Here is a 23,361-nt window from a genome sequence, read left to right on the forward strand (position 1 = left end):
CTAGAGAAAGACTATGTACATAATATTCGATACCGAAACAACAGGTTTGCCCAAACGTTGGGATGCCCCCATTACAGATACAGACAACTGGCCACGATGTATCCAGATCGCCTGGCAGCTGCACGACGAGAATGGGCGCTTGATAGAGCATCAGGATTATCTGATCAAACCGGACGGTTTCAATATACCGTACGATTCGGAAAAGATACACGGTATCTCGACCGAGTTGGCGACAGAGCAAGGCGTACCTCTCCCGGAGGTATTGACCAAGTTTAACGAAGCTTTGGCCAAAGCCAAATTCGTGGTCGGCCAAAATATCGGTTTTGACATCAATATCATGGGATGTGAATTTTACCGATATGGCGTAGAAAGTCCCATGAGTAGCATGCCGGTACTGGATACCTGTACAGAAGTGACGGCAGAGCTACTGCAACTCCCTGGTGGACGTGGTGGACGTTACAAATTGCCCAACCTTACCGAACTCCATTCCTACCTGTTTGGGGTTCCCTTTGCTGAAGCACACAACGCTACAGCCGACGTGGAGGCCACAACACGATGTTTCTTCGAACTGATACGCCGGGAAGTCTTTACTGCGGAAGAATTACAGGTCGATACGGGATATTTTGTTGAGTTCCGGCAGCACAATCCGGATGTTATACCCACAGTCGGACTCACACATATTAATCTCAAAGCAGCTTCGGATGCCATTCGCAACCGTGATAAACCGTCGGCAGGCAAAATAGAGATAGACGACGCTGTACGCGAAGCCCTACAAGAAGCAGCTTTTGCACATCTGCACAACCATTCCCAGTTTTCGGTTCTCCAATCTACCATTTCTATCGGAGATCTGGCCGCTGCTACTATCAAGAACAATATGCCGGCTGTTGCCTTGACCGATCACGGCAACATGATGGGGGCTTTCCAGTTTGTGAGCCGGATCATTGGCCACAATAAGGAAGTCGAAACCAAACAAAAAGAAGCACAGGAGACAGGTGAAGAATTTACAGGACAGCTCATCAAACCCATTGTAGGTTGTGAATTTTATGTCTGTGAGGACAGAAAAGACAAAAGCCGAAAAGACAACGGATACCAAATTGTTTTTTTAGCAAAAAACAAAAACGGTTACCATAACCTGGCCAAAATGGCTTCCATTGCCTATACTGAGGGGTTTTATTACGTACCCCGAATAGATAAAGAAGTCATACAACGCCACAAAGAGGACATCATTGTATTATCGGGAAACCTGTATGGAGAAATACCGAGCAAAGTATTGAACATCGGCGAAAACCAGGCAGAAGATGCCCTGATATGGTGGAAAGAAGTCTTTAGCAATGACTTTTACATAGAAATCATGCGCCATGGGCAGGAAGATGAAAATCGGGTAAACGAAACATTGGTCAAACTGGCACAAAAACACGATGTCAAATTGATCGCGACCAACAACACCTACTACGTCAACAAATCCGATGCGCATGCCCATGACATCCTGCTCTGCGTCAAAGACGGTGAAAAACTTTCCACCCCTATCGGAAGGGGTCGTGGATTTCGATATGGCATGCCTAATCAAGAGTATTATTTCAAATCGGCTGACGAAATGAAAAAAGCATTTGCCGATCTGCCCGAAGCTATCTTGAATATACAGGAGATAGTGGACAAGATTGAGATCTATTCCCTCAATCGGGATGTCTTGCTGCCCAAGTTTGAGATTCCTGAAGAGTTTCAAGATCCCCAAGACGAAGTAGACGGTGGAAAACGTGGCGAAAATGCCTATCTGCGTCATTTGACCTATGTAGGCGCCGAAAAACGATACAAGGAAATTACAGATGACATACGCGAACGGCTCGACTTTGAGCTGGCTACCATTGAGAACACGGGTTATCCCGGTTACTTCCTGATCGTACAGGATTTCATCGCTGCTGCCCGCAATATGGGCGTATCGGTAGGTCCCGGACGGGGATCGGCCGCAGGGTCCGCGGTGGCCTATTGCCTCGGTATTACCAATATTGACCCGATCGAGTATGATTTGCTCTTCGAGCGTTTCCTCAATCCAGACCGGGTATCCATGCCCGATATCGACATCGACTTCGATGATGAAGGCCGTGGTCGGGTCATGCAGTATGTCATTGACAAATATGGATCCTCGCAGGTCGCACAGATCATTACCTACGGTACGATGGCCGCTAAATCTTCGATCAAAGATACAGCCCGTGTACTGGACCTCCCCCTATCCGATGCCAACGAGATCGCCAAGCTCATCCCGAACCTCAAACTGAGCAAGATCTTCAACATGGAGGAAAAAGCCTTGAAGGAAGTCTTGCGCAGTGAAGAGCTAGAAGCTGTCAATAGGTTGAAAAACCTAGCGGACGGAGCCGGACTGGAAGCCGAAACGATCAAACAGGCCCGGGTACTGGAAGGATCGATGCGCAACACGGGAATACATGCCTGCGGGGTCATCATTACGCCGGATGACATCACGAACTTCGTTCCCGTATCACTGGCCAAAGATTCCGATCTGTACGTCACCCAATTTGACAACTCCGTCGTCGAAAGTGCCGGACTGTTGAAGATGGACTTTCTGGGATTAAAAACCCTAACCTTGATTAAAGACACAGTCGCCAATGTCAAGTTGCGGCATGATATCGAGCTCGATCCTGACAATTTCCCAATAGATGACACACTGACCTACGAACTGTTCCAACGTGGAGAAACCATAGGCGTGTTCCAGTACGAGTCTCCCGGTATGCAAAAATACATGAAGGAGCTCAAGCCTACGGTCTTTGCCGATCTCATTGCGATGAATGCCCTCTATCGTCCCGGGCCAATGGAATACATTCCTTCCTTTATCAAACGTAAACACGGTATCGAGCCCATTACATATGATCTGGAAGCCTGCGAAGAATATTTGAAAGAAACCTATGGAATCACCGTCTATCAGGAACAGGTGATGTTACTTTCGCAAAAACTGGCCGGATTTTCCAAAGGTGACGCCGATGTATTGCGGAAGGCGATGGGTAAAAAACAAAAGGCCGTACTCGACAAGATGAAGCCTAAATTCATCGATCAAGCTGCCGAAAATGGTCACGATAAAAAGATCCTGGAGAAGATATGGACGGATTGGGAAGCCTTTGCTTCCTACGCTTTTAACAAGTCCCATTCTACCTGCTATGCATGGGTAGCCTATCAAACGGCCTATTTGAAAGCCCATTACCCAGCCGAATACATGGCTGCCGTCCTGTCCAACAATATGAATGATATCAAACAGGTCACCTTCTTCATGGAAGAATGTAAACGAATGGGATTGGAAGTTTTGGGACCGGATGTCAACGAATCACACTACAAATTTACCGTAAACGAAAGTGGAGCTGTCCGTTTCGGTATAGGCGCTGTCAAAGGCGTGGGTGCCGGAGCCGTGGATACGATCGTACAGACCCGGTCTACAGGACCTTACAAATCTATTTTCGATTTTGCCAAGCGTGTAGACCTTCGTGCTGCCAATAAAAAGGCTTTTGAAAGTTTAGCCTATGCCGGTGGATTCGACAGTTTTAAGGACACACATCGCGCACAGTACTTTTTCAAGGACGGTGATGGGTCTACAGGTATAGAAAAAGCCATCAAATTCGGGCAGCGCTTTAAGGAAAACGAGCAGTCCGCCCAGGCAAGTCTGTTTGGTGGAGGTGCAGCCACGGCTCTGCCCGAGCCTGTACTTACTCCCTGCACACCTTGGGGACTGATCGAAAAACTCAAATACGAAAAAGATGTAATCGGTATTTACCTGACAAGCCATCCTTTGGACAATTATAAGTTCGAGATCAAGCATTTTTGTCCAAATTCGGTTACCGATCTACAATTGATCAATAAGGTTAAAGAAACCATAGTGGAAGAAGAAACACTAGACGCATTCAATAAAATCAAGAATAAGGAACTTGTCGTGGGCGGTATTATCACGAACGTGGCACATCGAATATCCAAGGCTGGAAAACCCTTTGGCTCCTTCATTATTGAAGATTATTCCGACTCCTACGATATGGCAATTTTTGGGGAGGATTATGTCAAATTTAAGGGTTATCTACAAGAAGGTTATTTTGTGCAGCTACGAGGTATGGTACTAGAGCGCTACAGACAGGAAGGAAACTGGGGATTTGAAATGAAGAGTATACAGCTCCTGTCCGATCTACGGGATAAACTGGCCAAGAGTTTTACCATACAGATTGTCCTTCATAAATTGAACGAAGAAATGATCTCTTTCTTGGATGAATTGGTACAAGCTACTCAAATAGAGGGCGAACAGGCCAACTGTGCACTCAAGTTCAAGGTAGTAGACGTACAGGACGAACTTTCCGTAGAAATGCCTGCAAAGGCTAAAAAAATCAAATTGACCAATGAGTTGCTCGAAGGCTTGGAAGAATTGGAAGGCGTCAATTATAAATTAAATTGATAGGGCATAGATAATATTGCATTTTGATGAGATGCCGTTTATGAAGTTTTTACATATATTTGTAGGTACATTAAATATAAGAGAGGATAATTATTATGGCATTAGAAATTACAGACAGCAACTTTGACGAAGTTGTTTTGAAGTCAGATAAACCCGTTTTGATTGATTTTTGGGCTGAATGGTGTGGACCTTGCCGCATGGTCGGGCCTGTTGTGGACGAAATTGCCAACGAATATGAAGGCAAAGCTGTCGTCGGAAAAGTCAATGTAGATCATAACTCGGATATTTCCGTTAAATATGGAATCCGTAATATTCCGGCTTTATTATTCTTTAAAAACGGTGAGATCGTCGACAAACAAATCGGTGCAGTACCAAAATCTGTATTGGTCGAAAAATTGGAAAAGCAATTGTAAGATTGCTATAACATAGCAAAAAAAGCCTTTGAAAGTTTGTTTCAAAGGCTTTTTTTTGGACTTATTTTTGCAATACATTAAATTAGATACTACATAAATCCTATATGATGAAAAAGATATTCGGCTTATTGTTCGTTTCCTTTCTGTTTGTTGTGGGTTGCAAAAAGAATGACCCAGATCCCGACAAGGTCTATGCTTTGGTAAAAGAAGAAATAGACATTGCCTATGGTGATCACGTCCTACAAAAAATGGATATTTATTTTCCGGAAGGTTATAATCAACATACACCAGTCGTGTTTCTGATACATGGAGGCGGTTGGATTGCGGGAACGAAAGAACAATTTACACAGGTAGCCAAATTGTTTGTGGCCAAAGGTTTTGTTGCGGTCAACCTTAGCCATCGGTTGGTCGACGCATCGGGCTTGGATCAGTCTCCTCCTGTGCACCAGGCCTCTGCGATAAAAGTAAGTGATCAGGTGGATGATCTGGCTTCGGCAGTCAACAAATACAAAGCATCAGCAAGCGATTGGGGTGTAGGGATATCCAACCTGTATATGGCAGGCCACAGTGCCGGCGGAACATTGGCTATGCTATATGTGCAGGGCGACAAGAATAGCGGTGTAAGGGCTTCGGGAAATTTTGCCGGTCTTGCTAATCTGACCTTGTCCGAAGAGCTTTACAACAATCCTCCCGACCATGCATTATGGCCGGCTATCAAAGAACTTTTGTACCGAATGAGTGGTGCGGAAGTTGTCCATGAGAATGCATTAAACTTGATGGCCATATCGCCCAATTGGGTATCCAACAACAATAAACCGGGTAAGCCCAATATTACGGTCATGGCAAAATCCAATGATCAGGATCTTCCGTTTGAACCTTATTTCAGCACCATACAAGATGCCGAAAAATACCATGATCAGCTGCGCTCCTACGGCACGAACAGTGCTTATATCTTAATGGATACCGATCATGGCTTTGGAAACCATCCTGATGATTGGGCCAAAGCTGTGGCCCACACCGTAGACTTTTTTAAGAAAAATTAAACTTCCATCGGCTTATAGCCGATGGAAGTTTAATTCCGAATCTCTGCTCGCATCAATAGTACATGTCCTTTATCACGGTGTATCACTCCTGTCCAATCCTCCACTTCGAGGTAATAGAAGTATGTGCCTTCGTTAAGTCCCTCCCCACTCCAATTGTTCTGATAATTCAGTGACCTGTACACTTCATTACCAAATCTATTGAATATAATCAATTTATTAGACTTGAACGCCTCCAGTCCCGCGATCTTAAACACATCGTTTACCCCGTCTCCATTAGGCGTGAAAACATTGGGTACAAAAAGCGTAACGATCTCCACCGTAGATTGTGCTATATTATCGGCGGGGTTTGTATCCTGTTGACGGCTCTTTACGCTAGCTGTTGTCACAGCGTAGCCAGGGCCTTGTCCTTTCACCTTAATCCACTGAGAGATAGCCTCTCCTCCATCCAATTTCGGCAAGTACCAAGTCAACTCATTCGTTTGGGCATTGTAATTGATGCCCGCCATTTCCCCATGTACCAGCCCTACGTATTTCAATTGATCCGGCAACTCAAACGTCACTACCACATCCGTAGCAGTAGACGAACTGTTGTTCAGTAGCAAAAGCTGATAGTTAAACTCTTTTGAAACAAGCATCTCGCTCCGATCTGGAAGGTTACGTATTTCCAGATCCACCTGTACATCTTCGCCCTGAGGATCTACGATGACCTCCACAAAATCAGAAAGATCGGAATGGCACTCCTCCCCCAAAGCAATTACGGTATATTTCCCTCCCTCTGTTACTATGATACGCTTGTCGTGTGCACCATGTATCGGCTGCCCATCACGGAACCAAATATAAGATAATGCATGGTCAGCATCAGCCCTAAGGGTTACTTTCTTACCTTTGACAATACGCACAGACTGTCCCTGCTGCGCCATTGTCTGCTGTGGAGCAAACAATAGCACAGCTAAAGCCAAGCTAAATAACAGGGACAGGTTGCGCATATCAGTATACGACTGGATTAATTCAGATCTTCAATAGTAATCGTTGGTTTACCCGGTTTAGGTGTCACCTCGATGACAGTTGGTGTTCCTCCTCCCAATGCGGCTTGGTATGGCCCTGCTGATTTTACGGTATAGTCTACGACAGCGTAATAATTCCATTTACCCACTGCTGTCTCCACGATATCGTATGTATTTGACGTTGTACTTGTATGCAATGGTGTCTCTCCAATATCAAGTGTTCCACCATCCGCAACTTTGTACCAACGATAGCGTAATTCAAAATCACTGACATCGGGATTATTTGTTGTATATGGAGTCGCCGTATTAAATGTTTCTCCAAAAGAAGCTGTAGCCGTCAAAGTATTTCCAGTTGCCGGTGCATTGTCCGTACAGTAGATAAGGGGGCTCACACCTGCTACAGCAACCGTCAAAGGCGGGAGAACAAATACGGTAAATTCTTCCGGTACGGTAGAACAGATTTCACCCGAAGTTTCTCCAACAGCCATAAAAGTGTAGAAACCCGGTTTTAGTCCGTTTACAGTCAACTCACTATTGGCGGTCCCTGCAATAGCAGCTTCCGTCAATGCCAGTTCTGGAAGGGCACCCAACCCCTCATCAGCTTTCTTATAATACCATTGGATATTGGTAAAAGTTATTCCTGCCTCTCCATCAGTAGCGGTACTGGTTGTCGTGGCCGTCAATTTGAACCTTGTCTTTTCATGTGCAAAGATCGTTTCTGTTGCCGACCCACTCAAGGGAGGTCGCAGTTTGGTTTGATCGCTTGCTGTAATGAGTTGCTGTGCAGAAGCACTTAATCCTACCGATAAAAACAAAGCCACCAGCCCCATTTTTAACATTTTTGTTGTACATTTCATATTTGCTTTCTATTAGTTTAATTTAATTCATCTGTTAGCGTTACCTGTGGTTTGCCCGGTAAAGGATGGACAGTAACCGTTATTTTTACTCTTGCTGAAGGATACACATTCCCTTCCCTAGCCTCTAACCAATAAGAACCTTCCGAATCCGGGGGTATCGTAATGGTATTCGTGGTAATATCATTCCACACCTGTGTGCCGCCGGCCTGTGCTGTATAAAGTCTGTATGTATAACCCGGTTGAAAATTGGAAATAGTAGCTGTGCCGCTTGCTCCTTCACAAAGATGTATGGTATGATTCGATAAGGTTGGTGAAGCAATGTAAAAGGCATAATAGTAGTGTGCGGAAACAGCGGCACTGAGAAAACTAGTAACTTCAAATCTTATTCCATCAAAATCATCCCCATTGGGTAAAAACACAAGAGTACCGACCTCTCCCCCTCCAAACAAATTTAACAGGTTTAACAACTGGCTTCCCGAATAATCCGGTTCCACTAGATTATTGATATTTCCATTCGTACGTTGGACCTTAAAGCGGCCCAGTAGATCTATCAATGAGCCTTGTCTCCCTATTTTGGTAATTATTGGAGAAAACCTACTAGGTTTTGGATTATTGATAAATTGTAAATTCTGACGAGCATATATTATTCCCAAAGCACCTACCGATACATTTAACGTTGAAAAATTTAAAGTGTCCGGCAAATCAATAGCTCTTCCCTGATTTTCCACTGAAGCTAACGTAACTAAAACAGGAGGAGTTACCGATATTTGTGTTGCATCCGCATATACCCGCTGCCCATACCCCGTCTGGACTGCAATCCAAAATAGCATTACCCCACAAAATATACGCATGGTCTTCATTGGTTTGTCTTACAAAAGATTACCCAAACTGTCATACAATTTGGGTAATCTATTTTTATGGGTAGATCTTCTTATAGAAAATTGAAAACAACAACTATCCGTTGCGGGTTAGCATTTTTTAATAAGCCAGCACTTCAATCTCCGTTCTTCTGTTTTTCTGATGTTCTTCTTCGGTACACTTTACACCGTTGCTACATTTGTTGACCAAACGCGTTTCCCCATAACCTTTGGCAACCATTCTATCACGAGCGATTCCACGACCGACAATATAATCCACTGCGGCCTGTGCCCTTTTTTGGGATAACGACATATTATAGCTATCGCTTCCTCGGCTATCCGTATGACTCGATAACTCAATTCTCAATGTAGGATTGTCACGCATGGTTGCTACCAGTTTATCTAAAATCAGAGCAGCATCCTGACGGATATGATATTTGTCAAAATCATAGTAGATATCTTCCAATACAAATTTCTCCCCCACTTTCTGTACGGATTGTAAAAGCATGGTCACACGGATAATGGTATCCCTTTGAGGATTTACAGGTTCGACAGATATCGTCTCGGACATATATCCGCTCTTTTCTCCTGTAAGTTTCAGATGCTGCCCTTTCTGAATGTCAAACGAGGCAACACCATTGAGCCCTGTTTTGTTTTTGGCCAATAATTGACCACTCTGATCATGTAGGCTAAACGTTAAAGCAGACAACAGTTCGTTCGTCTTTTTGTCCCTTGCAATCCCTTCTAACTGAATATTGATTTTAGGCTTTTGATAGGTAAAAGAATAAATATCATCCGATCCTGCACCACCCGTACGATTGGAAGACAGATATCCCTTGCTTCCTTCTTCGCCTGCCTCCAAAACGACAAAAGCAAAATCGTCCGATGGAGAATTGACAGGAACACCTAGATTGACAGGTGTCGTAAAGGATGATTTGGTTCCTTCTGCCTTAAAAATATCCAGACCTCCCATCCCTACATGTCCCGTACTGGAGAAGTATAATGTATTTTCGTGTACTGAGGGAAACATTTCATCTCCCGGAGTATTGATAGTCGCACCTGCATTTTGTGGGTTTCCCCATTTGCCATCCGTACCCAACTCACAATACCATATATCCACCCCTCCTTTTCCTCCCGGCATATCTGAAGCAAAGTACAAAATTTTATTATCGCTGCTTAAGGATGCATGTCCCACCGAATATTCCTTCACATTGTTATAAGCAAAATCCTCCTCTTTCCAACCCTCTCCATCCTTTTTATAAATTTTCAGTTCCAAATTCTGATTTCTCCAAGACTTGCCATCGGACCTTATTTTTTCTCCATCATTTCCAGCATACGTCTTAGTGACATATAAGGTTTCTTCTGTTGAATCAGCTGCTAAAGGCCCTATATGGTAGGGTGAATTATTCAATGAGGCTACCATGATATTCGGATAGCTCAATGTACCATCCTCATGCCTTGAAGCGGAATATATCCGTAGATAGGCCTGTCCGGTCATTCCACTCTTTTGCCCAAGGATTGTTGTCGTCGGTTCGCCGGCAAAAATTGCTCCTCCGCTGGTCGGGACAAGTGAAAATTCAGCTTGAGCAGTATTGACACCTTCTTCATTACGCAATTTGTATCTTGAAGGATTTTTGAGCCATACCTCTGCAGAATCTGTCCCTAGAATCGCATTTTCCACAAGCGGTGTACTACCAAACTTCTCTGCATACGATTTATATTGTGTCCTGGCATCTCCATACTTGCCCTGTTGTTTCAGAACTTCAGCATAATGAAGGAAAGACTGTTTGTCTGCATCGGAACGCTCTACGATACGCGCGTACCAGTTTTCGGCAAGACCATATTCCTTGATATAATAATAGCTATGGGCCAATCGCTCCATATCGACTGTACTAGGTTTTTTCGTATCGACCAGTGTCTCGTACACCCTTGCTGCATTCGCATACTCATACTTATTGTATAACTTTTCTGCGCGCCCACGTCGGCTAGGTTGTTCTTGCCCTTGAACGAGATCAAGATTCAGTAAGAGGCTTAAGGCAATAGCGCCGACACCTATATGATATGTTCTTTTCATCATTGTACTCTCTTGCTTTGTTTACAATACTGCATTACTCCCGGTGATATCCACTGTCTCCCAAACCATCTCTTTGATTTAAAAATAACGTGGACTCAACACCCTTCTGTCCAAGCGTCCGAATGTCACTCCTAAAGTCACTTCGTGCGTTCCGTTTTGGATACCGACCGAACGTTTCAACATGTGGTCATAAGAATAACCGATACGGAATTTAGGGTTAACGTAAAACTGCACAATACCGGTCAATGAATTGATAGAGCTTAGTTTATTCGTTGTATAGGTGGAATAATCCCGTTTGAATATCTTAGTTCGTGTACGATAACCTCCTCCTATCCAAAACCTGTCGTTGAAAACAAACATGGCATTGACATCCATCGCCGTAGGCCCCCTAAAATCGTCCTTGATCAATATACTGGGGCGAAGCAACAATGCCCTATCCAATTCAAACAAAGCTCCTGCAATAAAATAGCCATGGACATTGCGGTATAAGCTCTCCAACGAATTTTGATTCAACTGAAAATCGTCATCACTATCCATTCCGGCAAAAAGATCCTGTACGGAGACGCCTGCATACCAACGCGAGTTGTTGTAGTAAACCCCCAACCGGATATCGGGCCGCCAAGTTCCGACTTTACCTTCCGGTAGAATCCTGTCATTAGCATCCAGCGGATTCAATTTGTTGCCGTCCAAACTATACTGGGTAACACCTCCGGCTATACCCAAGCTCAACCGATGTTCGTCCGACCGATCCAACTGTAAGCGTAATGCATAATTCGCGTAAATACCCGTCGCTGCCTGTGCCCCCAAAGCATCTGCAGTCACAGTCAAACCTACCCCGTGCCTACGGGCCACAGGATCCAATACCCCATCTATGGACACTGTACCTGTCTTAGGGGCACCTTTCATTCCTGTCCATTGACTTCGTAATCCCAATTGTCCAAACCATTCTTCCTTATATCCGGCGTACGCTGGATTGACACTGATAGAATTAAAGATGTATTGGGTCAATTGAATATTCTGTTGACTATATGCCGCCTCGGTCAAAAGGAGGATGATCCATACGATCATCCCACTTTTTAAACTGTATTTTTTCATAATTTATCTTAGTAATAAGCTGAAAATTTAATTCCTTTTAATGAGTACTGATCCGGTATGTTTCGTGACTTTACCGTCTTTGACCAATTCCAATACATAAAAATATGTACCTTCACTGAGGCCTCTTCCATCCCATACATTGTTGTAGGCAGTATGTCTATACACTTCATTACCCCAACGATTCAAGATGGTCAAGCCTACACGGTCATACGTTTCCAGACCTCGAATAACAAAATAATCATTGACATTGTCTCCATTAGGAGTAATGACATCCGGTATCTCCAAAGGATTGTCAATCACGTTGACAATAACAACAGCTTCATTACTTTGACGCCCTTTGATATCTTTTACAGTATACTTAAACTGTATTTCTCCCAGGCGGTTCTTTGGAGCTGTAAATATTATTTCGCCATTAGGCAACACTTCCAGTTCTCCAAACGGAGGTTGCTGCGTAATTTCAACCGTTGCGGGATCAATATCCCATTTGGTTACGATATCATTGCTCAACACGACAATCTTAACATTAGATCCAGCTTTGACTTCAGCAAAATCATCTACAGCTTCAATCAATGGATAATCTACTGGAACTTCAGGAGTATCATCCTCATCGTCCGGATCTTCGGTAGTAGGTTTGTCTGGTCCCCAAACATCGATACCATTAGTGATCGTTGCCGGAGCTTCATCATCTACTTTTGCAACGATTCTGACTACAATTGTTTCACCAACTCCGATCTTGTTTGTTGTTGTCAATGTAGCATTATTGGCTGTACCATTGACAGTTGCATTGTTACTGATCATCTCATAGCCCTCAATGACAACTCCATTACTTGGTCTTTCACGTAGAAGGATCTCCTTGCCTATGTCGATCACCGATGGACCATTGTTGATTACTGTCACGGTGAAGGTAGTCGTCTCTCCTGCTTTCACACGTGCCTGATCAGCCACTTTGGTAATACCCAACTCATATTCACGATCCACCGGAATATCTGGTGTCTCGTCCTCATCGTCAGGATCGTCCGTAGTCGGCTTGTCAGGCCCCCAAACTTTGATACCGTTGCGGATGGTCGATGGTGCATCGGCAGATACCAATGCAGTGACCTTGACGACGATCTCATCACCTACATCGATCTTGCTTGCAGTCGTAACTGTAGCACTGTTGTCCGCACCGACTATAGTACCATTGCCCGAAGTAACTGCATAGCCTGTGATCGTCAGACCGGGGCTTGGTGCTTCCTGCAGTTCAATGGTCTTACCTACAGCTATCGCCGACGGACCATTGTTGCGAATGGTTACTGTAAAGGTCGTGCTCTCACCCGCTTTCACACGTGCCTGATCAGCCACTTTGGTAATACCCAACTCATATTCACGATCCACCGGAATATCTGGTGTCTCGTCCTCATCGTCAGGATCGTCCGTAGTCGGCTTGTCAGGCCCCCAAACTTTGATACCGTTGCGGATGGTCGATGGTGCATCAGCAGATACCAATGCAGTGACCTTGACGACGATATCATCACCTACATCGATCTTGCTTGCAGTCGTAACTGTAGCACTGTTGTCCGTACCGACTATAGTACCATTGCCCGAAGTAACTGCATAGCCTGTGATCGTCAGACCGGGGCTTGGTGTTTCCTGCAGTTCAATGGTCTTACCTACAGCTATCGCCGACGGACCATTGTTGCGAATGGTTACTGTAAAGGTCGTACTCTCTCCTGCTTTCACACGAGCCTGATCAGCCACTTTGGTAATACCCAGCTCGTACTCACGATCCACCGGAATATCTGGTGTCTCATCCTCATCGTCAGGATCATCCGTGGTAGGAGTGTCAGGTCCCCAAACTTTGATACCATTGCGAATCGTCGATGGTGCATCAGCCGTAACTTTGGCGAGCACTTTTACAACGATAGTGCCTCCGATTGACATGACATCACTCGCTGTGATAGTAGCTGTATTGCCAACAGAACTGATACTTCCGTACTGACTGTCCATCGTGAAACCAGTAATCTCCAGACCTTCACTTGGGGCTTCTTCCAAGGTAATAACATCCCCCACTTTTACTATGCCTGGCCCATTGTTTGTAATCGTCAAAGTGAAACTTGTATTTTGACCAGCCACAACCCTACTGTCATCTGCCTGTTTTGTGATACCCAACTTCACTTCACAGTCCTTAATAACAGGGGTTACTGCCAATCGGGCCACGCTTTCACAGTTTGCTCCCATCTGGCTGGCATAATATGTTACTCCGTCTTGCAACAAAGTCGAATTTGCCAATTCAGTTCCACCTGTTACATCTGTATACCATTTGATCGCAGTACCTTCGACCGGAAGGTCTGCCAACGTCTTGTTGTCATTCTCACAATATTCAGGATTGGCATTATCTATGGTAGGAGCTGCCGTGACCACCACATTGACATGAATGACCGCAGCCTCGCCTACTGGATTGGCACATACACCGTCTCCAGTCACTGTGACATAATAATTGCCCGAGACAGTCGGTGTGACAGTAGCATTCATAATCTCTGTTGACAATGTCTCATCTGTGTAAAACTTAAAGATCGGATTGCTTACTGTGGCACTGGAAGCAGACAAGGTAATACTTTCACCTTCACAAATAGTGACGTCATTGACTATGATGTCTGCTGCTGTGGCAGTGCGTGTAACTGTAATTATGACCGGAACACGAGCACTCTCACAACCTGTGCTACTGCGTTGACTAACGTATACTCTATAAACTCCTACATTCGCACTATTTACTGTAGGTACGTCTGTCAATGGCGTAGCCGTATTCTCATCAGCATAAAAGATCAGATTATGTCCGGTCAATGCCGTAACATTATATGGAACAGTAGATGCTGATGGTGTTTGACAAACAGTTTGATCAACCACTACAGGTGCATCCGGCAAAGCATTGACCGTGATTTCTATAGCCGTCCTGTCTCCTACCTCACATGTTCCAAAACGAACAACCTGTACATATACGGTATGTGTACCTGCTCCAAGTGTTTTCACATCGACAACAGCACCTCCGGTAGCATTATCATAAATTCGGTAAGTCGTACAATTATCGGACGGCACAATGCTGATGTCTCCTCCCTCACATATCTCAAATTTATTGTCATTGTTGTCCCCTGTCACGATTTCCGGTATTTGACGCCTGATCTCATGTACCCGTAGCTGAGTCAATACATCTGCTACACCACCATACAGAATCTTTATACGGTCAAAGGCTTTGTCAGCAGTGTAAGTCACTAATGCTTCACTATTGCCAGAAAGTATGTCTATCTTCAAGATGACCCCATCTTGACTTATAGGTTGTCCTACAGGAACATTACCTAAATAAGGCTGGATAGTAAACGATTGCAATGCCTGCACACTCAACAATGAACTTGGCGTAGATAGATTGATCAACAACTTATCACCAGGCAATGCAGGTATATGATACAACACTTCTAAGCGTGTCTGCGCATTTACGCCAACCACATTATTCATTACTGCATAGGTATCTGGATCATTGTCTACTGCATTCTCTACATCACTAACACCGACCAATGCATTTGCTACACCCAACGTCTGGATCGGATTTTCTACTCCATGCAGAACATCACGTACTTCTTCCGCTCCACAATCCACTGAAGCTGATTCATGATAATAAGCTTCGTAGATACGTGCGGTCTGTAAAACTGAAGCAACACCAGCAAAATAGACTTTCACGCCAGAATAAGCTATGTTCTGTCCATTTTGATCAACAGGTGTAAACGTGTATTCGTACACATTCAGTCCTCCCAACACCTCCACCAATTTTGGTTCTATATCCTGTACGGTACTGACCGCATTTCCACTAGCATTTACAGCGACCAATCGCAATGTTCCCACCGCATTGACCGTACTCAAACTCTTGCCCAACTTCACACTGACCGGAGTACCGGCAGCAACAGGATTATTCCATTTCAAGATTTGATAAGTCTGTCCCGTCAATACTCCACCAAGTAGATTAAGACCTTCTGTCAGGGTGCTGTATGTTTCTACATTGCTATCGGCAGCATTTGCGCGATCAGATACCGAACCCAAAGGTACGATCAAACGAGACACACCATAGGAAGAACCATCTGTCGCATATACCCGTTGATATACCGGCGGACATTCGCCCGTATCAAATACGCGGATGACCACAGATAAGGATACTGTACAATGGTTGGCTTCTGAAATGACAGCAGTATAGGTATAAGTACCAACAGCGTCAAATACACGAGTGGTCGTAGCTGTGCCTATGTTTGTTCCCGCATCATCATACCATGTTATAGTAGCTGTAGGAGCCGATATAGTTGGTAGGGTAACCGATTGACCGACTTCGATACCGTAGCTCAATGCACCATTGATCGTATAATCAGGGGTCGGATTCACAGTTACCGTAACTTCTTTGGCCGTTCCACTTACATTTTCGCAGATATTGTCACCGGATACGGTCACATAATATGTTACCGTCACCTGTGGATTGATATCCAATGTATTTCCGGTATACACTCTATTGGTCAAAGTGGCATCGCTATACCAGTGGAACACCGGATTAGTCACGACTACACTTGGAGTAGTGACCAGTGCAGCCTGCAAACGTACAGGCTCACCTTCACACACGGAGCTCTCATTACCTGTAATTTGAATATCATTCGCTACTGGACGAGGATAAACCGTAAGATTTACCCCGGTAGAAAGTTCACTTGGACAAGATCCGAAGGACGCTCGAACAGTATATTCTCCTGTTGCATCTGCATTGTAAGATATTCCTGTACCAACTTCAACACCATTTCTAAACCATGTATAGGTAGCTCCGATCTGCTCATTGGCAATAGTAAGTGTCATCACATCTCCATCACAGAAATAATCTGCTGCAACGGCTGCAATAACAGGTTTTGAAGGTACATCCTCAACCGTTACCGTGATTTCCGCAGGTGGATTTTGGAAACAGTAATCTGTCGAAACTACAGCAACATAGTACTTCGTAACAAGGCTTGTAGGTGTCACTTCTATACTTTGTCCCGTCCCTACTTCTCCACTCAGCACACCTGTAGTGGCATTGTATGAGCTATACCATACGATATTGGACAGAACGGTTGGATCCAACGAAGAAGTTGTAGCCACATTAGCTGTCAACGTAACTTTTTCACCTAAACAAGCCGGATTAGGATCTGCTGTTGACAATTCCAAGTCTCCCGCGACGACAGGTGTACAATTTGTAGGCATACTGTGCGTATCGTTTTTAGATACAGTAGTACCTTGAGCATCTTCAAACTGGACGACCGCCTCATTGACAATAGGTGTCGGAGGTGTAACCGAGCTTGCTTCGACCACATATACAAATGTCTTGGTTTCACCGACAGCCAGATCGAAAGGAGGAAAAGTTACCTCGTTTCCATTGGCTGCACCTCCAGTCGTGCTTCCCTCATAAGTAGTTGACGAAGGTACCTCACCCGTCAAATTGAGTCCGGTCAAATCTTTATTGCCGGTATTCGTCACCGTAATGGTATACGTAATCTTATCTCCCAAGGTAGCCATGCCGCTATTCGCCCCATCACTGACACCGTTCAATTCGATGGCTACATCATGAATTGGCGTGACATCTATAGTCGTACCTATCTTAGTTTCGTCTGGTGTCGAGGGATCTGTATTATCGACAGGAGGATGGCTTTCTTTAGGTGTGCTGATTTCATTACTTGTCACTGCAGCTACATTACGTATCTCATCCTTACCCGTCAGATCTGCATCAACCTTTACCCTAAATGTATAGGATTTGGTTTCACCGACCGCAAGGGTGGCAAATGTCATAGAGGACTGATATCCTGTCTCCAATGTAACCCCAGGAGCAAGTGGGTCTGTCACGGAGACATTTGTCAACACTTTATTTCCGTTGTTTCTTACATAGACAGTATATTCTACCGTTTCTCCACCCGATACAGCCGTAATTGCCGGATCAAATACACTTGAACCAACCGTCCTTACACGATAGGCTTTCCATAACACAAGATCAAAGTTATCATCGACCGGAATAGATGTAGGATCTCCCGGATTAGAGCCAGGATCGGGACCAGTTGTTGGGTCTGATGGATCAGCAGGTGATGTTGGTATACCGGGATCACCCGGTGTTTCCCGAACATAAGCAATATTATCGATAGCATCTAGACCACTCAGATCTGCATTGACTTTCACAACAAAACTTACGGAAGTCGCACCTCCCACAGGCAAGTCTATACCTGAGAAAATAACAGTCCCATTGTCGTGGACACCACCATTATTTGCCGATTGGAAAGTTGTTCCCTGTGGAATAGCATCCGATATCGACCAACCTGTCAGATTTTGGTTACCGATATTGCGTACGTATATCGTGTACGTGACATCTTCTCCTCCACGTACCGAAGTCGCAGACAATCCATTGGCAACAGCATATGCTTTCCAAGCCAATACATCCTTAATCTGTTGTACCGGAATATCGGTTGGAGTTCCGGGATCTGCTGTGGGATGAGGATCTGTGGGATTTGAAGGATCTGCCGGAGGCACAGTCCCTGCTCCGGGATCATTTTCATCTTTCTTCACCACTGCCACGTTACTGATTTTGTCCACTCCAGTCAGATCAGTATCGACCTTCACACGGAAAGTAAGCACTTTGGTGGCTCCTACTGCTACATCGACTCCATTGAACACGACCTCACCATTGGCAAAAATACCACCATCGGCATCAGCCGAACCAGTTACATAGGTCGTATGTGCAGGAATAACATCACGCACAATATAATCGTTCAGATCCACTGTACCGGTATTACGGATATGGATACTGTACACAATCTCTTCATCTCCCTTGACCTGTGCGATGGCTGTACCCGTACCGGCCTCTTGATAGGACTTCCAAGCATCAAACTCTGGAATGCTACAGTCTGATACGATATAATACAAACGAACATTAGGTACAACAACCGATGAACCGGCCAATGCATCCAAACGTAAGGCTATCTCATCAAACTCTACATCGGGTGAAAATGTAACTTCACCTGCAATGCCATTATCAAATAGTTGAGCCAAATTCACATTACCTATTACGGCATTCTCTATGCTTTGGTTGTATACTTCGGCTCCACCTTTGTAGGCTATCAATCTCATTCTTCCGAATACCGATATATCTACTTGGCCTTGCCCTACAGACATTTTGAGTTTGAGCAAACTATTCGCTGCCAACGCCTTATTGAACTGAATATTTTGTTGCACGTAACCAGCCACATTCAGTGTACCCAAACTTAAGGTAGAATAATCTGCGTTATTGTTATTGTCCAGTGCCTGAAAGGCATCTTGTACACCATACTCCCCTATACCTGTTATTCCCGTCGTCAACCCTAAACCATCCCATGAGGTGGTGACCGCTTCAGCACATCCATCAAAATCGGTTTCGTAACACATGCCATACACATGTAAAGCATTATCTAACGCCGTAACACCTACTACGGATTCAGTAAAAGTCTTGATCACGACCTTACGATAGGCCTGCTCGGCAGTCAAGGCAATATAATAGCGTCCGTCCTTGTCCTGTACAATCTTGATCTTTCCATTTGAACCCGCAAAAGTCGATTGGCTATTGCCCGAAACCAAGTTGTTTCCATTAGCATCCTGTACATCTACCGTAAAATAATGATTGCCCAATGCGATGCCATTGACCACTCCACCTACTATATTACCTAAGCTACCGGAAAGCAGCGCATCCAACAATCCACTGTTTTCTGCGATACGGATATACGATATACTATTGGCTGGAGCATCTGCCTGATAAGCCAAGGTCAGTTTGCCGCTTACATCATTGATACCCAAAATAATTCCGGCACCAGAACGTATGGAGGCGTAGCTATTATGATTTCCATCTATTGCGTTTTCGATATCATCCACTGCATAGGTGTGGTATTCATTATTGCTATCCCTTCCTGTCTCCACGACATCCGCACACACCGAACTGCGATAAGGCGGCGCCATAAAATCGGGATCAGGACAACCGGCCGTGATACGGCTCATACCATACAGATGTATAGGTGCACTGACATTCAGTCCTACCACAGAACTGACTTCAATACGCGCCCGATCGTACACCACATTCGGATGGAAGGTCAAGGATTGCACCCCACCTGTATTGAAGAGTGCCAACAGGTCCAGATTGTTGACCAGACCCGCTGTCAAAGATTGATTATAGACCAACTGCTCCCCATTGAAAAGCTTTAATCTAGCCTGTCCAAGCAGGTCTACATTCAGGATTCCGGGATTTTCGAGTTGCAAACGAACACGCAAAGCATCACTGGCTGTAGACTTACTCTTGAAATAAACCGTCTGTGCAACGGAAGCTCCGACACCAACTATGCCTAAATTTAAAGTAGAATAATTTGAATTGTCGGCATCGATAGCAAATTCAGGATTAGCTACACCGCCCTCTGAGAGGTTCGCGATATCCAACGCAATTCCATTGCCATCCCAAGATGTGAAAGCAGCTTGCTCACACAGGTCGACTACTGTCTCCCGACACATACTATACACCTTCATACTCGACGCCTGCCTACCACCGACCAAAGCTGTATGATAATATTCAATACGTACAGACTGGTATGGGTGTGCTGCAGTTACAGCTAGATAAAAACGCCCATTCGTATCCTGCACCAACCTGACAAACTCGGTATTCAGACCGGACTGGCTACTATAGGTTGCTCCTATCTGATTGCCTGCGGCATCCTTTACTTTGATCTGTATATACTGGTCTCCTAATGCTACTGAACCTAAAACACCTGCCAATGCATCACCTAAAGACCCGGCTAACAGAGCCTTAAATAAATTCGTTTCGGAATCGACACGGATATAAGAAACTTCACGCGCCGCGACCGGATCGGCATATTTCAATTCCAAATGGCTGGAATAAGCACCCAATCCAACGGCAACTCCTGCTCCTGCCGACAGTGTAGCATAAGTATCTGCCTGAGGGTTATCCGTTACAGCTTCATGAGGGAAGTCTACATGTTCAAAACTAGTCACTGTAGTACCGCAATCCTTTTGATTGAAAGGAGGCGTAGTTTTACCCTCCCAGCTGATATTAGGATTGATACAGCTTTGTTCTCCACTGTAACGCTGTACATCATAAATACGAATTCCATTCCCGATCAAGTCCAATCCTACAACGGAATTCAGACGGACCTCAACACGATCAAAGGCTTTTCCTGGAGCAAATGTCAGTGTGGCCGCCAATTGAGGGTTATCAAAGAGTTCCAGAATATTGAGGCCATTAAACGATGTTCCCGACAATGTCTTCGTGTACACAGGTTGGTTTCCATCCCAGGCGATCACCTCCAATGCCCCCAACAAATCCAAGTTGGCCAATCCACCTGAGGCCAATCCCAGCTTGATATTGAAAGTATGATCGGCTGTAGAGCGACCACCAAAGTAAAAAAACTGAGAAAGACGTCTTCCTACCGACAAATCTAACACGCCGGTAGATTTTAATTCGGCGTATGTATCCAAATCACTATCGATGGCCCTTTCCAATCGTTGATTATCCAAGTCAGCGACTTTCAGCCCCAATCCGCTTCCACCATCAAAGGAAGTAAATGTTGGCCGGCCGCAAGCAGACTGGTCATCCGCATAGGACAAAGCGTAATAAGCATCCAAAGTGTATTCCTGATATAGCCCTGCTACTGACGTAGATTGGTTCGTAAGACGGATTTTATTGTACGTACCATTTGGCCGTATGGCAATGTAATAATTGCCACTGGCATCTTTAATCAAGCGTACCCTATCTGTATCAAAACCCTGTGTATTCGTTCTTTTCAAACGAGAAGTTGTATTCTGTAAGGCTTCGATCTCTATTTCTTGATTGCCCAACAACACTGCTCCCAATACTGTACCCAACGTATTGCCCAAAGATCCTCCAAGCAATGCCCGCAAAAGACCATCGTTCGCACCTATACGTACATAGGACCATTGATTCGCAGGCAAGGTTTGCGGAAATGTAAACTCAATACCTCCTTTATAACTCAACAGACCAGCTAACAAACCTGGAGAAGCATACATGCGAGCATATTGCTCATCCTCGACCGTAGCATTTGTAACATTTTGCACCGTAGGAGAATAATTACAGGGCAACACAATACAAACCTCGTATCTTCCATTTCCCGGTGTAGTTACGGTTGCTTGATCAGCAACGACAGGTGTTTGACCAAATCCTATGCTAAAAACTCCAAAAATAAATATGAAAAAATTTAAAATTGAAACAGAAACACTACGCGAAATGCTTCTTGGCAGTTTAGCGTATAGATTTATTCTTTTCATAATAATTATAGGTGTGACAACAGTAAACAATAAAGCGTTTCAATAAATTAAAACGAATATACGACATGTCGTATACAACTCCAAATTATTCTTAACTTTTTTTAACACTTATATTTTCTCAATATGAAACACTAGTTCTATAAACAAATCTTTGTTCATATCAAGAACGAAAATTATTTTATAATAATATTCATCTGTATATCACCTATGTTTTTCCAAGGCAGTTTAGATTAATTCACGATTAACCATCGATTAAAGTTCACAGGCTGTCCCAAGACCATGCATTCAACATTAAGTTTTACATTCAATCTAGCTTGCCTATGCAAAGTAGAAATATAATATATCACTTAAATGAGTGACATGTCGTATACGATTCGAAAAATATTATGCGAATTTTTGTTGTCTATGGCAACAAAAAATCCGAGAAACGAAAAATTGATTACGCTATTCGGGAAAAATGTCAGAAAATACCGATTAGAAAAAGGCCTAACTATGGTTCAGCTAGCCTGTCTTTGCGATGTGGAATATGGCGCAATCAGTACTATAGAAAGGGGAATTGTAAATTGTACGATCAGTACTGCCTATGCCGTCACGCAGGCTTTGAATGTAAGTCTAGACAAACTAGTGGAAAATAATCCATAAAAAAATTTTTGATACAATTAGCAGCACTATTGTTACAATAACAACAAAAACATGTTAAAACATATATTCCCAATGGCTAAATCTTGCCATATTAACCTTAACAACAAATAAAAAAACTCAAACTTTATTTACTTTGTCGAAAAGCAGATAAGGGTATTATTTTTCACAAAAAAAGATTGTCTTTCTCCCTGAAGAAAACTGAAAACGACCTTCTATGGCTTCTCACAGAATTTTTATTTTTATATGGCAGTAAAAAATCCCAGAAACGAAGAGTTAATTAAACAATTCGGAAAAAATGTCAGAAAATATCGAAGAAAAAAAGGACTCACCATAGCGCAATTAGCCCATGAGTGCGGCATAAAATATGGTGCGGTCAGTACCATAGAGAGGGGAATTGTAAATTGTACGATAAGCACAGCCCATGCCATTGCACAGGCATTGGACGTAAGCTTGGATGTCCTAATAAAAAAAGAAACACCTAATCTATCTTATCTAAATCCAAACCGAATAGGAAATACAGGCTAGCCTCAAAGGAAAGGGAGTATAACTCAAACTGTGTCATTGGATAATTAATCTACTTGAACTCTACAAATCAACTAAAGAGGCCCT

General features: G+C 44.0%; 11 protein-coding genes. 5 read left to right on the forward strand and 6 right to left on the reverse strand.

Annotated elements, in window-relative coordinates:
* Positions 1-13 precede the first annotated feature (13 nt).
* The 3 genes from dnaE (at position 14) to G5B00_RS13080 (ending at position 5,891) form a co-directional block, all read left to right on the forward strand.
* Complete coding sequence (gene dnaE / locus G5B00_RS13070; RefSeq protein ID WP_163876069.1) at positions 14-4,435, forward strand: DNA polymerase III subunit alpha; 4,422 nt, start codon at positions 14-16, stop codon at positions 4,433-4,435.
* Between the two features lie 95 nt (positions 4,436-4,530).
* A complete protein-coding gene (gene trxA / locus G5B00_RS13075; RefSeq protein WP_163876072.1) occupies positions 4,531-4,848 on the forward strand; it encodes a thioredoxin in 318 nt (105 codons plus the stop codon).
* A gap of 104 nt (positions 4,849-4,952) precedes the next feature.
* Positions 4,953-5,891 (forward strand): alpha/beta hydrolase, encoded by a 939-nt coding sequence (locus G5B00_RS13080; RefSeq protein WP_163876075.1) that lies wholly within the window; start codon positions 4,953-4,955, stop codon positions 5,889-5,891.
* Between the two features lie 29 nt (positions 5,892-5,920).
* Here the strand turns inward: G5B00_RS13080 and G5B00_RS13085 are convergent, their stop codons facing one another.
* The 6 genes from G5B00_RS13085 to G5B00_RS13110 form a co-directional block, all read right to left on the reverse strand.
* Positions 5,921-6,877, reverse strand: a complete 957-nt coding sequence (locus tag G5B00_RS13085) for a gliding motility-associated C-terminal domain-containing protein (RefSeq protein ID WP_163876079.1) — start codon at positions 6,875-6,877, stop codon at positions 5,921-5,923.
* A 17-nt stretch (positions 6,878-6,894) separates the two neighbouring features.
* Positions 6,895-7,752, reverse strand: a complete 858-nt coding sequence (locus tag G5B00_RS13090) for a hypothetical protein (RefSeq protein ID WP_163876082.1) — start codon at positions 7,750-7,752, stop codon at positions 6,895-6,897.
* 17 nt (positions 7,753-7,769) lie between these two features.
* Positions 7,770-8,603, reverse strand: coding sequence for a hypothetical protein (locus G5B00_RS13095; protein ID WP_163876085.1), 834 nt, complete (start codon positions 8,601-8,603; stop codon positions 7,770-7,772).
* Between the two features lie 127 nt (positions 8,604-8,730).
* Positions 8,731-10,686, reverse strand: coding sequence for an OmpA family protein (locus G5B00_RS13100; protein ID WP_163876088.1), 1,956 nt, complete (start codon positions 10,684-10,686; stop codon positions 8,731-8,733).
* A gap of 75 nt (positions 10,687-10,761) precedes the next feature.
* Entirely contained in the window at positions 10,762-11,778 is a 1,017-nt protein-coding gene (locus G5B00_RS13105; protein ID WP_163876091.1) for a type IX secretion system membrane protein PorP/SprF, read from the reverse strand.
* Between the two features lie 27 nt (positions 11,779-11,805).
* Positions 11,806-22,110 (reverse strand): gliding motility-associated C-terminal domain-containing protein, encoded by a 10,305-nt coding sequence (locus G5B00_RS13110; RefSeq protein WP_163876094.1) that lies wholly within the window; start codon positions 22,108-22,110, stop codon positions 11,806-11,808.
* Between the two features lie 405 nt (positions 22,111-22,515).
* Here G5B00_RS13110 and G5B00_RS18290 point away from each other — a divergent pair, with 405 nt between their 5' ends.
* On the forward strand, positions 22,516-22,752 hold the full coding sequence (locus tag G5B00_RS18290) for a helix-turn-helix domain-containing protein (protein WP_255453799.1): 237 nt from the start codon (positions 22,516-22,518) through the stop codon (positions 22,750-22,752).
* Between the two features lie 243 nt (positions 22,753-22,995).
* Positions 22,996-23,277 (forward strand): helix-turn-helix domain-containing protein, encoded by a 282-nt coding sequence (locus G5B00_RS13120; RefSeq protein ID WP_163876099.1) that lies wholly within the window; start codon positions 22,996-22,998, stop codon positions 23,275-23,277.
* Positions 23,278-23,361: the final 84 nt, after the last annotated feature.

It is taken from the genome of Parapedobacter sp. SGR-10 (genome assembly GCF_011030405.1).
Classification (GTDB): Bacteria; Bacteroidota; Bacteroidia; order Sphingobacteriales; family Sphingobacteriaceae; genus Sphingobacterium.